A 14946-nucleotide genomic window follows, 5' to 3' on the forward strand; every position below is an offset into this window, starting at 1 on the left:
AATATTTTACCAAAAGAATAGGTGTCTTTCTTTATGTTTTAAAAAATGTCAAATGATAATTTTGTACTTCCAAAACCCATTTACATCAAGCATTTAAACAAGATTTTGGACTGCGAAAGTTGAGTAAGTAATAAATACTGTCTTTGTTATTAAAATTATAGTAGTTTTTTGGGTGGAGTGGGTAGTATATAATTTGACTCACTCTTTCCCATAATCTTATAAAAGAGGATGTTTCTGTATGGATATTTATGTATGTATAGATTTTTTTGTTGAATATTCTTTAAAAAGTGAACTCGAAAGACTTTTTGGAAAATTTGATATTTCATTAAACTTTCCGGATAAGCCGAAAATGGGGACTGAAGTATATCTTCAGGTTCCAATCCGACTCAACGGAAAGGTAGGAATAGATACAATTTCTTATATCACTTCTCATTTAAAAAAAGAATACCAGATTTCATGTGGTGAATCATTTTCTTGCAGGTTTAATTATTTAGATTTTGAACGATCGCCTTTTTTTAGGTTGGTTTCTACAGGTAATTCATCAAAAGCGTTTTTAGAACACAAAAAGGATGGAATTAAATGGAAGACGATTTGCCCATCTTGCGGACTTCAGGAAAAAGTTCAGACTTCCCCTTTAGTCATGGATACTTTAAAAGTGGGGGATCGATATATGGTCAATGTCGGTGTCGATTACTGGGTTGTATCGGAGAAAATGGCGTATTTAATGAAAGAGTGGGAAATAACAGGGTACGAATTGAGAGAGGTGATACATAGCGGTAAAAAGCCTGCACAGCCCGTATTTCAAGTGATTCCTACAAATGTTCTTCCATCGTGGAGTTCCGAAATGAAACATTATTATTTTATCACGGAACCGGAAGAACGATGTCAAACATGTAACATTAGGGGGCGGATTGATTACCCATATCACTATAATAAAAGGGATCTTGAACAATACCCTATTAAAGATATAAATATCATGAAAGAGTTGAAATCCAATGGAAGCTGGGCGTATAGACCTGTATTTCTGAGCAAAAGGTTTAGAGATTTATTAATTGAAAATGGCATCACTCGGGAAGTTATAAATAGAGATGATAATAATTACAAATCAAGAGATTGGTTGTTTGAACCGGTTGTGATCATTGAATGAACAATATTACTTGTATTTTTGGGCTGCTTAGCTTTTTACGTTAAGCGGCTCAATCTTGTGGCCCTTCTTCAATTAAAGTTTCTAAGTCAATCGCAATTGTATCGTATGGTACGCTTTTTTCTTCCTCCGAGTAACCATCGTAATATTTCACTGCTTTTCCATTTTGGACGACTAAATAAAAGGAATAATTATTTGGTTCCTGGTATTGTTTTTTTCCGGATTAGTAGTTACAGTATTTGGTTATTCAAAAGGACAGAGTTAGTAATCAAAAAATGTTCAAATTGGAGCTTTATGGCTTGAAATCCTACTAAGTTCAGAGAAAACGATTACAGTTTTGCGATTCACTGGGCTATCAAGCTGATCATAAATTCCACTAAGTTCAAAGAAATCTCGATCAGTTCTTCGTCCGTTTCCTCCACCGTGATTTTTAAATCCCACTGAGTTCAGAAAAAACCTGAATGGCGGCGAATATTTTTTTCTTCGGGCAAAATTTAAATCCCACTAAGTTCAGAGAAAACGTAGTTTTTCAAACAAGAAATTTTTTCATCCAATGGTCTTTAAATCCCACTAAGTTCAGAGAAAACGCTCCCCACGCATTAGCGCCATCTGTACGTTCTTTTAACTTTAAATCCCACTAAGTTCAGAGAAAACGATTTCGGGAAATTAGCAACCTTCTACGAGCAAAATATCTTTAAATCCCACTAAGTTCAGAGAAAACTTCGTCTACAATTTTAATTTTTGTGAAACGATTACGCTTTAAATCCCACTAAGTTCAGAGAAAACGGTGCGATTGAACGGAAAGCACACATCGACGAAATCACCTTTAAATCCCACTAAGTTCAGAGAAAACATGAATTATATATTAAGCATTTCGATGTTTATTTTCTTTAAATCCCACTAAGTTCAGAGAAAACGTATCGATGATGAAGTGGTTTCGGAGTTCGTCAAAGCTTTAAATCCCACTAAGTTCAGAGAAAACCAGAGAAAATATTGCAAGAGATGTTATTCCACGTAAATGCTTTAAATCCCACTAAGTTCAGAGAAAACGCTAGTCGGTATTGCTCAATCTCATTTGAAGCATCTTTAAATCCCACTAAGTTCAGAGAAAACGCGGTTTTGAAATTGCCAAATAACAAAACGTTGACTGACTTTAAATCCCACTAAGTTCAGAGAAAACGTTGGAAGAAGTGAAACGTCTGAACGCACAGTTTGGCTTTAAATCCCACTAAGTTCAGAGAAAACTTGTCCATTTCTTAAAAGAATTGTAATATGAGTTCTTCCCTTTAAATCCCACTAAGTTCAGAGAAAACATTTTCCAGCGCCTTCTTTTACTACTGCTTTGTTAATCTTTAAATCCCACTAAGTTCAGAGAAAACACAGCAAGCGGATCGTTTGATTTAGCTAAAGCTATAACTTTAAATCCCACTAAGTTCAGAGAAAACACAGCAAGCGGATCGTTTGATTTAGCTAAAGCTATAACTTTAAATCCCACTAAGTTCAGAGAAAACTCTGCCTTTTGCGGACGAACAGACCAAACAAACCTTCCTTTAAATCCCACTAAGTTCAGAGAAAACTGCACCAGAACGTTCAGTTGTTTTAACAATTCCAGCCTTTAAATCCCACTAAGTTCAGAGAAAACGATTAATGAACAATTGAAACATGATGTGCAATAAAGAACTTTAAATCCCACTAAGTTCAGAGAAAACGCGTATTTTCTTCCGCTGCATCATGGTTTAAAACGCTACTTTAAATCCCACTAAGTTCAGAGAAAACATCGTTTATATTGTAATTAAACAAAACGAAAAAGGCTTTAAATCCCACTAAGTTCAGAGAAAACCCTTCCGTGAAGTTGAAAAGTGTTTTCATACGGCTCGACTTTAAATCCCACTAAGTTCAGAGAAAACAAAGCGGGATATAGTAAACGTTCGGCAAGACAGATCTTTAAATCCCACTAAGTTCAGAGAAAACCTTCCGGCTGCTCGACTTCTTCATCAGCCATTAAATCCTTTAAATCCCACTAAGTTCAGAGAAAACAGTGGTTAATAGATTTAACTTTTCGCTGTTTTTTCTTCTTTAAATCCCACTAAGTTCAGAGAAAACTTGACGGCGGATGGATTACTCACGATGAGTTGAAAACTTTAAATACCACTAAGTTCAGAGAAAACTTCACCCTTCACAACGATGTGGACTCCATTTCCGCTCTTTAAATCCCACTAAGTTCAGAGAAAACATCGTCATCAATTAGTTTGGGCGCATAGTATTTATACTTTAAATCCCACTAAGTTCAGAGAAAACGCTCTCTCGATCTACGGCATTAACATACCCATCAAGACTTTAAATCCCACTAAGTTCAGAGAAAACATTGCACTTTCATACGTTCTTCATCTGCGTAATATGGACTTTAAATCCCACTAAGTTCAGAGAAAACCGATGATTTCGCGGCATAGAAAAAGAATACGAAATTGCTTTAAATCCCACTAAGTTCAGAGAAAACCCCTTGCTAAAAACCTTATAAAAACAACATGTAGAAACAAACCATTGCAGCGAACGTCCAATCGTGCGAATTACTTTTACTTGCTCAACCTTTACAACCCTTGATATAACAACATTTTAACCCAATATCTCAAAATTTGGCAAAATGCATTTTAGAAAAATCAATCGAAATCTGCCTTTTCAATTACTGCATGCGAATTTTCAAAATTTCAATAGCCTTTTATTCAGTTTTAATTCTATTATAACTGACTATATAAAGATTAAGAATAATATGCTGCATGCTTCCTAAATGAAAGACGACTCATGGAATGTTAACATGAGTCGTCTTAATTATGAAATAAATATATCTTTTCTACTAAATTCAGATAAATAAATGATTAATATAATTTAAAAATAATTTTAAATCCAACAAAATTCAAATAAAATTACATTTTTTAACAAAAATATACTAAATAACAATCGATTAATATTGGTTAGATTTTCTTACTTATATTTACAATTGATTTAGTTATAAATATACTTACTATAGTATAGTTCATACTTTAATAATAAAGGAGGTACAATATTGCGCTTCAAAATTTTATTAGATGTACAAAAGGTTCCTCAAGCTTACCGAATGTATTTATTATCATTTATTAAAGAAATGTTAAAGAAAGGCGATGAGGATCTGTACAATCAATTATATGATGGTAAAAAGAAGCCCAAGCCTTTCACCTTTTCCTTTTACATGAACAATTTCAACCTTCTCGAAGAAACTGCAGAATATGAGATGAAAAACGCAACTTTGATTTTTTCAACATCTGATGTAAGAGTAGGAGTAGCATTTTTCAATGGATTAAGTATAACACAAAAATATGATCATCCCGAATACCCTCTAAAAATTATAAGCAAACAGATCGCTCACGAAAAACCAATCACCTCAAATGTAGTTACTTTTAATATTTTAAATGGATTATTAGTTGAGGACAAGATGAAAAAGCCCTTACTAATTTCTAACCCTTCTTTTGAGCAAGAATTCAACATTATTACGAATAAACAATTTCAAGCGTTATATGGCCGCCCATTGTACGAACCATTAAAAATTTGCGGACATTGCTTAAAGAAACAAGTGATTAAAGAAACGAATCGCCATGCAAACGGTAAAACGCTTTTTTATACAGCACAAAAAGGCGTCATTAAGCTTCAAGGACATCCAGAAGATTTAAAACTCCTATATTTGGACGGAGCGGGACTACGGAGGGCCCAAGGCTATGGCACGCTGGAGGCGATTCAGCATGGTTAAAATATTAATTAATGACTGGCTGTTTTCAATGGGAGCAACTGCCCTTTTACGAATGGATGAAGAGCATCAAATCAAATGTGACGGAAATGTTTTAGATGTACCGATTGAATGGTTTGAATCTTTACCAGAACGTTTTTTTGATTATTTAGTTCGTACGTATAGTATGGGGGCAAGACGTAAAGAGCAATTAGATCAATCCTTTCGAAAAATAAAGCTTTCCATTGAAAATGGTAAAGTAAAGAATACGGACTCTTATAAGTTTCATGGAGATATTATCAATAATACATTGAAAGAAGGATTAGATCGAGTAGCAAAGTATTTCCCTGACTATCAAGATGAAGCGACTAAACTAATACTTGAAGGAAAGGATGCTTTGAAACAGATCGATTTGCCTACCTTAGAAAAGGTGATTCATCGAGCGATCGAAATTTTAAATGAGCCGGAAATTGATCAAAAACTGACTATCAATGTGGTAAAAGGAACAATTTTATCAAGTTCGGGAGGCCAGGTATCGTTTTTAAATGTTGCGAAAAATACATTGTCGTTTAAAGAGCAAATCGCAGTATTTCGAAAAGATTTTATTGATCCACTTGTTTTGGAATTGAAACTGCAACAGTGTATTGAAAATAATGATGCGGATACGGCATGGAAACTTATTCAAGAAAGCGATATAGGTATTGCCGAACAATGGAAGAAAAAAAATAAAAAAGCAAAGTCTATTGATTTTAGTTATTTTGAGAAACTTCCTCCGTGCAGTGGAATTGAAGGACAATGGGGAACACTGGCATATCAGGAAATGATGTTTATGCCACTTGCATCAACAAGTTTTAATGATTTTTATAATGGGCAAATGACAAGCGCACCTCTCATCAGTACATTAGCGAGGTTATTATTGTTCATATCTCCTCTAGGGTGTACAAGCTATCGGAAAACGATTGGACGAGAAGAACATTTTGTTTTTAGTTTCTTACATGTTGAAGGGGATTGTGAAGAAACAAGGAAGCGTAATGATGCTTTTGCGCGGGCGTTTCGCCGTGATAATTTATTTAGTACTGCATTGATATCTAGTCATGAAAAAATGATTAAAAAAGAGAAAGAGCGGGAAACTGTTACGTTATTAATTGAATGGGTAACATTCAATAAATCGAAAAAAACTTTACTCGAATATCGAGTGGTAAATGAAAAGTTTATTAAAACATTGCTTTCGGGTTCGACTCATTTTGATATAAATAAGATTTTTCCATATGCATTTCGCGAGCAGCTTATTCACGAAGCGTTGCGAAATAACGATACAAAGACGCTAATTTTTGAAGAAATGCGCCGATTAATTACTGATAATTCGAAAAATTATTACAGTATTAAAATGGCACTCAATTTACGTGAATTGATTTTGAAGGAGGGACAAACAGTGGAACAAAAAACGTTAACAGACCGTATGTATGGACGTGGTCAAGCTTTGCAAAAAAAATTGTTTAAACCACAAACTGTGCAAGAAAGTGAAGAGTATACTTCTCCAAATGAGAAAAAAATTGCAACGATCGCTTATCGTTTATTAAATGCCGCAAAAGGCGGAAACCGGGAAGTTTTCTTTGAAACGGTATTGCGTCTACATTTGTTAGCAAATCTTCCAATCAATAAAGAGTTTACAAGTTTATTAGATCGTAAAGTTGTTTCAGACCATGAGTTTGCCACAATGTCATTGGCGTTTATTGCCGGTCTAATGTCACAATTTGAATCAAAAGAACAAAAAGAAGTGGAGGAAGTTGAAGCATGAGTAAATCATTAACATTTACTGCTATTGTTGAGGCAGGTTCACTTAACTTTGGTGAAGGATTTTCCAATATTTCAGAATTAAAGAAATTTAATCGTGCGGATGGCAACACTTATACTTTCGCTTCCCGCCAATCATTACGTTATGATGTCGTTCGTTTAGGAAATGAATTATTTGGCTGGAATCTAAACACAGTTTCTAAACAAAAGGGAACTTTACAATTTAAAGATGAATTAACAATTGAAGATTCGGTCGAAATGGATTTATTCGGTTATTTAAAAACGGGTAAAAATTCCCTTAAACGTCCTGCAACCGTTCGTTTAAGTCATGCGATTTCCTTAGAGCCCTACAATGGGGACATGGAGTTTTTAACGAATATGGGGTTGGCTGAGCGCTTAGGAGAAAATTCAAACCTAGCAAATATTGAAAATCATATTAGTTACTACACTTATACAGTAACTGTGGATTTAAGCAAGGTTGGCATCGATGAAAATAACCAGGTGGAGTTGCCGAATGAAGAACGTTTTAATCGTGTTCATCAATTACTGGAAGTGTTGAAATTATTATCCCGTAATATTCGTGGCCGTCAGGAAAACTTAACACCACTGTTTGTGATCGGAGGGGTGTACCCTGTGGCAAATCCATTTTTCCAAGGACGTATTCAATTGGAAGGAAATTCGTTAAAAATTGAGCCTCTTGTTCAAACAAGCGAATTCACTTTTGCTGGTGAAGCAATGAAACAATTTACAAAGGTCGGCTTAACAAATGGAATATTTAGTAATGAATCAGAAATCAAAGAAGCTTTTGGACAAGTAGGAACGGTAGAGGAATTTTTCCAAGCTGTAACTCGTGAAGTAGCAGAATATTACGGGGTTGCCTATGAAGTTGCTAAGGCTTAAATTGTTTCAAGAAACAGCTTGTTTTCTAAAGCCATTTGCCTATAAAGTCGGCGAAACATATCCTCTCGTACCATTTTCTACCGTAAAGGGCATGTTACACGCGGTGCTGGGTGCGACGGAGTACATTCCGATGAATATATCCATTCAAGGACAGTCCGAAAGCTTTATGATAGATTATCAAAAAAAGTTTATGTACAAGAAAGCCGAAGTGCCTCCGATTGTAACAACAGATGGGTTACCAGAAGCTCCTTTACCTGACAGTAAATTGTATACAACCATGCCAATGTATCAGCACTTACTATTTAACGTGGAACATGTTATCCATGTTGATGCAGAAGAAACTATATTAAATGAGCTTTACAACAAGTTTCATCAATTGTCCACAACAATAAGCATGGGCCGCTGGGAAGATATTGTAAGGATTGATGAAGTGCGTTTTGTAGAGGCAACAGAAGATAGTATGGAAGAATTGGTTTACAATCAATATATTCCAGTAGATTTAGAGATAGATACTTACTTTGATGTGCCAAAAGCATATTATCGTCTTCCTCGTAAATATGAGATTCGTGATGGCCGGCGAGAGTGGGATTATATAGCGGCTGCTTATGTTCAAAAGTCTACTTTATTGGAGGACGATGTTATGACGGATGGGGAATACAGTATTTTCTTATTGAAAGGATAAGGGATATGTATTTTGCAAAATCTAAACCGGATGTTTTAACGATTGCTGAACATACTTCAGACGTTGTGGAGGCAGTGAAAGCTCTTGCTCAAGCTTATGGCAATGAGCTTTCATTTTTTACAACTAAAGATTTTGAGTTAGTTGAAGTGGCAGCTATGTATCATGATTTAGGGAAATATAGCGAGACTTTTCAAAATATGATCCGTCCCTCGATTGATAAAAATTGGCGTAAAACAAATCTAGTGAACTATCCACATAATTATTTATCGGTTTGTTTATTGCCATTTGGTGAATTACGAAAAAAATATTCGAAAGAAGAAGCTGAAATTGTGGCATTAGCAGTAGGATATCATCATGAAAGAGATTTGAATCCGAATGAGAAACTCATCCTACAAATATATGAACAACATTTAAAAGAAGCAATTCCGTCTATAAAAGAGGAAATCCCATTATCGTTTGAGTTAACAGATAAAGCCAACCGTTTCGCAATTAGAGCGATTTGTAATCGAGTAAATATTGTTAATCAATTCAATCATTATATGTGGTTAAAGTATATCTTAATAAAAGGCTTCCTCCAACGTGCAGACCATGTAGCATCTGCGAAGAGAAAAGATGAGAATGTTGCAATTTATGTGGAAGAAGCGGTGGATCAAAATGTAGGGGAGCAGACGAAAACATTTCTTGAAAAGAAATATTCATTACGTCCTTTACAGACCTTAACTTATGAAAATCAAGATAAAAATATTGTCCTTATCGCTCAGACAGGTAGTGGGAAAACGGAAGCGGCTTTATTATGGATTGGCCAAAAGAAAGGTTTTTTTACACTGCCTATGCGAGTGAGTTTAAATGCGATGTATGACCGAATTCAAAGCGAAAAGGGTATTGGTTTTAGTAGTACGGGTTTGCTTCATTCAACGGCTTTAGACCATCTAATGTCAAAATCAGATGAAACGACTTCCTTTGAGCAATCGATTATTCAAACGGAGCATACACGTTTACTTGCGAAAAAATTGACCCTTTCCACAATTGACCAATTATTCAAATTTCCACTTCTTTACCGGGGGTTTGAAACAGAACTTGCTACCCTTGCCTATTCCAAAGTGGTAATCGATGAAATTCAAGCATATGACCCACATATTGTTGCGATACTGCTAAGAGGTTTGGAACTGATTCATCAATTAGGTGGTCAGTGGATGATTATGACTGCTACATTACCACAAATATTTCTTGATGAATTGCAAAAGAAAGGCTTGTTGGATCATAAATCATTAGTTAAAACTGTACTGATTCCAGACGACCGAGATGCTAATCCGGTTATGCCGAGAAGACATCGGATACAACTGCTGGATGATAAAATAGAAGCTTTAACGAAAATCGTTCAATTTGGTGAAACTTCCAAAGTATTAGTTGTTGTGAATACGGTGAAGGAAGCACTTGCAATGTATGATCAGTTAAAGCAACTTGTTGGGGAAGAACAAATCAATTTATTACATTCACAATTTACAAGGAAAGATCGTTTGCCAAAAGAAGAGAAAATAAAAGAGTTTGGACAGTTAACGAATAATCGGCCAGGAATTTGGGTGACGACACAAATAGTAGAGGCTTCTTTGGATGTAGATTTTGATTATTTATTTACCGAGGCGGCTACACCAGATGCATTATTTCAACGGTTTGGCCGCTGTAATCGAAAAGGTCTCCGATTTAATGGTGGTACACCAGATGAACCGAATATTTTTATATTATCGAATCTAGAAGAGGTGTCTGGCCTTGAGACGATTTATGAAAAGGCGATCGTCCAAAAAGGGGTGGAAGCGTTGTCTGCTTTTGATGGCCAATTAATTGGGGAGCATGAGAAAATCGATATTGTGAAGCAAGTATTTAGTAGAGAACAACTTGCAGGGACAAAGTATTTAGCAAAATTTGAAAAGGCCAATCAAGAATTGCAAGATATGCGAGCATTTGATTTAAGTAAGGAAGAAGCTCAACAAATATTACGTGATATTCAAAGTGTAAGTTTTGTGGCTGGAAGAGAAAATTATGAAGCGGTAATGGCGTTAATTGAGCAATATGATGCAATTCCCGATTCTTTAGATCGAATCGAACGGAATAAGCAGAAGAAACAAATTCGAATGGAGATTGAGCAATACATTATTTCGGTAAGTGCTAAAAGCTTATTTTTTAAAGCAAAAGAAGCAGGATTTAAAGTTTCCCCTTTCGAACATCCGGATTTTAATTATATTCAGTATTCAATAGACGTTTCATATGATTCAAATCGAGGGCTGGAGTTACGATTAGATGAAAATTTTGATGTTCTTTTCTAGAAGGGAAGGGTATTTTTGCAAAGTATTGGTGGATTACACATGCAGTATTATGTGGTTTGCCCGAGAAAACTATGGTTATATAGCAAACAGATAGGTTTTGAAACGGAACATGATCGAGTAATTGAAGGAACTCTTCTTCATGAGAAATCTTATCCTAGGAAAGACAAAGAGCTTGTTATTGGAGATGCTGTAGTGGATGTCATAGATGATGAGTACATTCAAGAAACAAAGCTGTCCAGTAAAATGCAAAAAGCAGATGAGTGGCAACTTTTATATTATTTGTATTTATTGAAACAACGAGGCATTGAGAAGAAAGGGAAAATTGCGTATACAAAGGAAAAGAAAGTTGTTGAGGTTGTATTGACTGAAGACAATGAAAAAGAGTTGAAGAAAAAGATTGCTGGCATTTATCGCGTGATCGAATCAGATTCTGCACCGAAATTCAAGAAATTACCCTATTGTAAAAATTGCGCTTATTTTGATTTTTGCTTTGCATTGGAGGGGAAGGACGATGCAACGTGATGTTTATATGTTTTCAAATGGCACTGTAAAAAGGAAAGATAATACGATTTATTTAGTATCAGAAATGGACAATAAAAAGAGACCACTTCCCGTGGAGCAAATTGAAAATTTACACTTATTTGGAGAAGTAAATCTAAATTCAGCCTTTTTAAATTTTATGGGGCAAAAAGGAATTTTCGTACATTTTTATAACTATTACGGTTTTTACACTGGAAGTTTTGTACCAAGAGAGCAGAAGGTTTCAGGAATTGTGACAGTACGGCAAAGCGAGCATTATTTAAATAAAGAAAAACGTTTAGCTTTAGCACAAGCATTTGTTCAATCTGCCGCATTTCATATGATTCGATTCAATCGGAAGAAAAATAATATGGATTCGGAGCATGTTAAAGAGATTCAAGAGTTGCAGAAACAAATCGCTTCAGTTAAAGATGTACAGCAACTAATGGGACTTGAAGGATTGATTCGACAAAATTATTATCAATCGTTGAATGAATTAATATTACCGGAATTTTATTTTACGGAACGTACAAAAAGACCCCCTCGTGATCCATTTAATGCATTAATTTCATTTGGTAATACGATGATGTATACGACTATTTTGAGTGAAATCTATAAAACTCAATTAAATCCAACAATCAGCTTTTTACACGAGCCATCCCAAAAACGTTTCTCATTATGTTTGGATCTTGCGGAAATATTTAAACCCCTTTTTGTAGATCCGCTAATTGTTTCTCTAGTAAATATGAAAAAAATTCAACCGAAACATTTTGAGGATTATGAAGGAATGGTATATTTGAATGAGGAAGGAAGAAAAATTTTCATTGCATCTTTTGATAAAAAGTTATCAGATACAATCAAACATCGTCAGTTAAATCGAAATGTTTCTTATCGTTATTTTATCCGATTAGAATGTTATAAACTGATTAAGCATGTCATAGGGGATACGCCATATAAGCCTCTAAGGGCATGGTGGTGATTAAATGTTCGTAATTATAACTTATGATGTAAGTGAAAAACGAGTAAATAAAGTGTGCAAAAAATTAAAAGAATATTTAAATTGGACACAAAATTCAGTTTTTGAAGGGGAAATGACAAAGACACAATTTTTAAAGTGTCGTCGTGATTTGGAGAAAATCATTGATCATGAAACAGATAGTATTTATTACTATGTTGTGGAAAATCCAAAACATTTAAAGAAATTTCATGTAGGAGCAGAAAAGGCAGATTTAGATTTGTTTTTCTAAATTGCATTTTGTTAATTTTTTAGATATCAGGTAATAATGTTGTCATATCAAGGCTTAGAGAGATTAAACAAAAATTGTGGTTTGCACGATTAGAGGTTCACTGCACTTGTTTGTCTCTAAAGGATTGATTTTATGGGGTTTTTTAGCAGGGTTTTATCTGAACTTAGAGGGATTTAAAGCTTAATTGCTTTTAGAGAATTACAACGAAAAGGCTTAGGTTTTATCTGAACTTAGAGGGATTTAAAGTTTTCTTGAATGTCTAAATGTATTTTTTACTAACTGAGTTTTATCTGAACTTAGAGGGATTTAAAGCTTAATTGCTTTTAGAGAATTACAACGAAAAGGCTTAGGTTTTATCTGAACTTAGAGGGATTTAAAGTTTGTTTAATAATTCCGTTAGTTAAGTCTGTCAACTCGTTTTATCTGAACTTAGAGGGATTTAAAGATGATTTCTGAAAAGCGTGCGCCGGTAGCCAAAGCAAGTTTTATCTGAACTTAGAGGGATTTAAAGGAAAAAGTAACTTTTGATCGATTTAATACTGCAGAAGTTTTATCTGAACTTAGAGGGATTTAAAGTCATAAATCTCACGACCGTTTTTGTCTTTTAGGCCTGGTTTTATCTGAACTTAGAGGGATTTAAAGCTTTTTTAAAACGTTTAATTACTGCGATTACTCTTTCGTTTTATCTGAACTTAGAGGGATTTAAAGTCATGTATAACTATATATGAAGGTTGCATAAAGCACGTTTTATCTGAACTTAGAGGGATTTAAAGAGAATATAAGCTGGACTTAATCCATCATGACCAACAGGTTTTATCTGAACTTAGAGGGATTTAAAGTTGCTTGAAAGTAACACATCTGGCTATGTATACGATAAGTTTTATCTGAACTTAGAGGGATTTAAAGTTTGTCCAGGTGAGTCTGACGGGGTTCGCGCAAATCAGTTTTATCTGAACTTAGAGGGATTTAAAGTTTTCTGCACGGGCTAACAAAATACCTTTAACACGTGTTTTATCTGAACTTAGAGGGATTTAAAGCCATTATTATAAAAGCCCCCACCGCCCCGCTCCCGCGTTTTATCTGAACTTAGAGGGATTTAAAGGTCCAATCCCGTACCTACTCAAATCGGCTTTAATCGAGTTTTATCTGAACTTAGAGGGATTTAAAGTGTGCTTTGGCGTAGTTAGCTTCATTGTTTGCACGGTTTTATCTGAACTTAGAGGGATTTAAAGCTTATACAGAAGCGAAAACCAAATACAACGAACAGCGTTTTATCTGAACTTAGAGGGATTTAAAGTTGTAGTTATCAGACAGCATCTTATTTATTTTTTCGGTTTTATCTGAACTTAGAGGGATTTAAAGATTTGGCTTGTTGACGAAGAATACGAAGTTATAGCGTTTTATCTGAACTTAGAGGGATTTAAAGAGATCATGTGGACCGAAAAGAAGAAAGGCGCAAACGTTTTATCTGAACTTAGAGGGATTTAAAGGAAACTGGTTGCTTAATGTTTAAGGTTAACGGAGAATTGTTTTATCTGAACTTAGAGGGATTTAAAGTTTTACATCTTTCTGATTGTCGTCTAAATCATAATAAAGTTTTATCTGAACTTAGAGGGATTTAAAGTATCGTGATTCGATACATTTTATCGATGAATCTATGTTTTATCTGAACTTAGAGGGATTTAAAGACCGTATTTAGTTAGGAGGTTGTTGGATTGGCTGAAGTTTTATCTGAACTTAGAGGGATTTAAAGAGATCATGGGACGATTTTTGCGATTGATGAGATACGTTTTATCTGAACTTAGAGGGATTTAAAGGACGACCGCAGAACATCGTTAGACCATACTCCAAAGTTTTATCTGAACTTAGAGGGATTTAAAGTTTTTTGTCCCAACGCCACCTGTGCGTCCGATACAGGGTTTTATCTGAACTTAGAGGGATTTAAAGCCATTATAAAGCCCCGCCGCCCCGCTCCCGCTTGGGGTTTTATCTGAACTTAGAGGGATTTAAAGTTGAGCGCATCGGATACGTCAACATCCACTTTAACGTTTTATCTGAACTTAGAGGGATTTAAAGTTCACGAGTGCCGCTATATTCGCTTTCGAAGCCATTTGCGTTTTATCTGAACTTAGAGGGATTTAAAGGCTTTCGTTGTCGGTCCAGTGCTGAATTACATGGATGAGTTTTATCTGAACTTAGAGGGATTTAAAGCGATACTATTCTCATAAGCTAGCACTACATTCTTTGTTTTATCTGAACTTAGAGGGATTTAAAGTCGGACTCACAATGATATCGGTTCCTGGAAGTCTGGTTTTATCTGAACTTAGAGGGATTTAAAGCAATAAAAATCTTGTTGTTTTCGGTATCCAAATAATAAAAGTTTTATCTGAACTTAGAGGGATTTAAAGTTTGATTGTGCGAACTTTGCAACAGCATAATAATCCGTTTTATCTGAACTTTAGATGTAGTATAGATTTATGGACACAACTTGGTTAAGTCATTAATATTAAACTAACGAAAGGTTGTGTCCGAATCATGAGTCAAAAACGGTATAATCAAGAATTTAAACAAACAGTAGTTGAGCT

At 34.9% G+C, this 14946-nt stretch carries 9 protein-coding genes and 2 CRISPR repeat arrays; all 9 genes read left to right on the forward strand.

All coding sequences use genetic code 11. From position 1 onward, the window contains the following. Positions 1-238: 238 nt before the first annotated feature. Positions 239-1147, forward strand: a complete 909-nt coding sequence (locus ACFPOH_RS12560) for a hypothetical protein (RefSeq protein WP_390309941.1) — start codon at positions 239-241, stop codon at positions 1145-1147. A gap of 425 nt (positions 1148-1572) precedes the next feature. Beyond that, positions 1573-3641: direct repeats of the CRISPR family, unit length 29 nt; unit sequence CTTTAAATCCCACTAAGTTCAGAGAAAAC. Positions 3642-4205: 564 nt separating this feature from the next. Next, on the forward strand, positions 4206-4922 hold the full coding sequence (gene cas6, locus ACFPOH_RS12565; RefSeq protein WP_342468590.1) for a CRISPR-associated endoribonuclease Cas6: 717 nt from the start codon (positions 4206-4208) through the stop codon (positions 4920-4922). Then, positions 4915-6696: a hypothetical protein gene (locus tag ACFPOH_RS12570; protein WP_342468591.1), complete on the forward strand. Its 1782-nt coding sequence runs from the start codon at positions 4915-4917 to the stop codon at positions 6694-6696. The genes cas6 and ACFPOH_RS12570 overlap by 8 nt, the downstream gene beginning before the upstream one ends. After that, positions 6693-7592 carry a type I-B CRISPR-associated protein Cas7/Cst2/DevR gene (gene cas7i / locus ACFPOH_RS12575; protein ID WP_390309944.1) on the forward strand — a complete coding sequence of 300 codons (900 nt, stop codon included), beginning with the start codon at positions 6693-6695 and terminating at the stop codon, positions 7590-7592. The genes ACFPOH_RS12570 and cas7i overlap by 4 nt, the downstream gene beginning before the upstream one ends. Beyond that, positions 7573-8274: a type I-B CRISPR-associated protein Cas5b gene (cas5b, locus tag ACFPOH_RS12580; RefSeq protein ID WP_096552089.1), complete on the forward strand. Its 702-nt coding sequence runs from the start codon at positions 7573-7575 to the stop codon at positions 8272-8274. The genes cas7i and cas5b overlap by 20 nt, the downstream gene beginning before the upstream one ends. Before the next feature lie 5 nt (positions 8275-8279). Next, complete coding sequence (gene cas3, locus ACFPOH_RS12585; RefSeq protein ID WP_390309946.1) at positions 8280-10595, forward strand: CRISPR-associated helicase Cas3'; 2316 nt, start codon at positions 8280-8282, stop codon at positions 10593-10595. Positions 10596-10610: 15 nt separating this feature from the next. Beyond that, the gene (gene cas4 / locus ACFPOH_RS12590) at positions 10611-11117 is read left to right on the forward strand and encodes a CRISPR-associated protein Cas4 (protein ID WP_390309947.1); all 507 of its coding nucleotides are present in this window, start codon (positions 10611-10613) and stop codon (positions 11115-11117) included. Beyond that, complete coding sequence (cas1b, locus tag ACFPOH_RS12595) at positions 11107-12093, forward strand: type I-B CRISPR-associated endonuclease Cas1b (RefSeq protein ID WP_390309949.1); 987 nt, start codon at positions 11107-11109, stop codon at positions 12091-12093. The genes cas4 and cas1b overlap by 11 nt, the downstream gene beginning before the upstream one ends. 4 nt (positions 12094-12097) lie before the next feature. Beyond that, the gene (gene cas2, locus ACFPOH_RS12600; RefSeq protein ID WP_096552081.1) at positions 12098-12361 is read left to right on the forward strand and encodes a CRISPR-associated endonuclease Cas2; all 264 of its coding nucleotides are present in this window, start codon (positions 12098-12100) and stop codon (positions 12359-12361) included. A gap of 150 nt (positions 12362-12511) precedes the next feature. Further along, a CRISPR array of direct repeats spans positions 12512-14769; the repeat unit is 29 nt; unit sequence GTTTTATCTGAACTTAGAGGGATTTAAAG. The last annotated feature ends 177 nt before the right edge of the window (positions 14770-14946 follow it).

Source organism: Ureibacillus suwonensis, assembly GCF_042655065.1.
GTDB lineage: Bacteria > Bacillota > Bacilli > Bacillales_A > Planococcaceae > Ureibacillus > Ureibacillus suwonensis.

What these genes read in the sequence shown, in the direction of transcription:
- ACFPOH_RS12560 (WP_390309941.1), top strand. Translation starts at nt 239, where the DNA reads ATGGATATTTATGTATGTATAGATTTTTTTGTTGAATATTCTTTAAAA.
- ACFPOH_RS12570 (WP_342468591.1), top strand. Translation starts at nt 4,915, where the DNA reads ATGGTTAAAATATTAATTAATGACTGGCTGTTTTCAATGGGAGCAACT.
- cas7i (WP_390309944.1), top strand. Translation starts at nt 6,693, where the DNA reads ATGAGTAAATCATTAACATTTACTGCTATTGTTGAGGCAGGTTCACTT.
- cas5b (WP_096552089.1), top strand. Translation starts at nt 7,573, where the DNA reads ATGAAGTTGCTAAGGCTTAAATTGTTTCAAGAAACAGCTTGTTTTCTA.
- cas3 (WP_390309946.1), top strand. Translation starts at nt 8,280, where the DNA reads ATGTATTTTGCAAAATCTAAACCGGATGTTTTAACGATTGCTGAACAT.
- cas1b (WP_390309949.1), top strand. Translation starts at nt 11,107, where the DNA reads ATGCAACGTGATGTTTATATGTTTTCAAATGGCACTGTAAAAAGGAAA.
- cas2 (WP_096552081.1), top strand. Translation starts at nt 12,098, where the DNA reads ATGTTCGTAATTATAACTTATGATGTAAGTGAAAAACGAGTAAATAAA.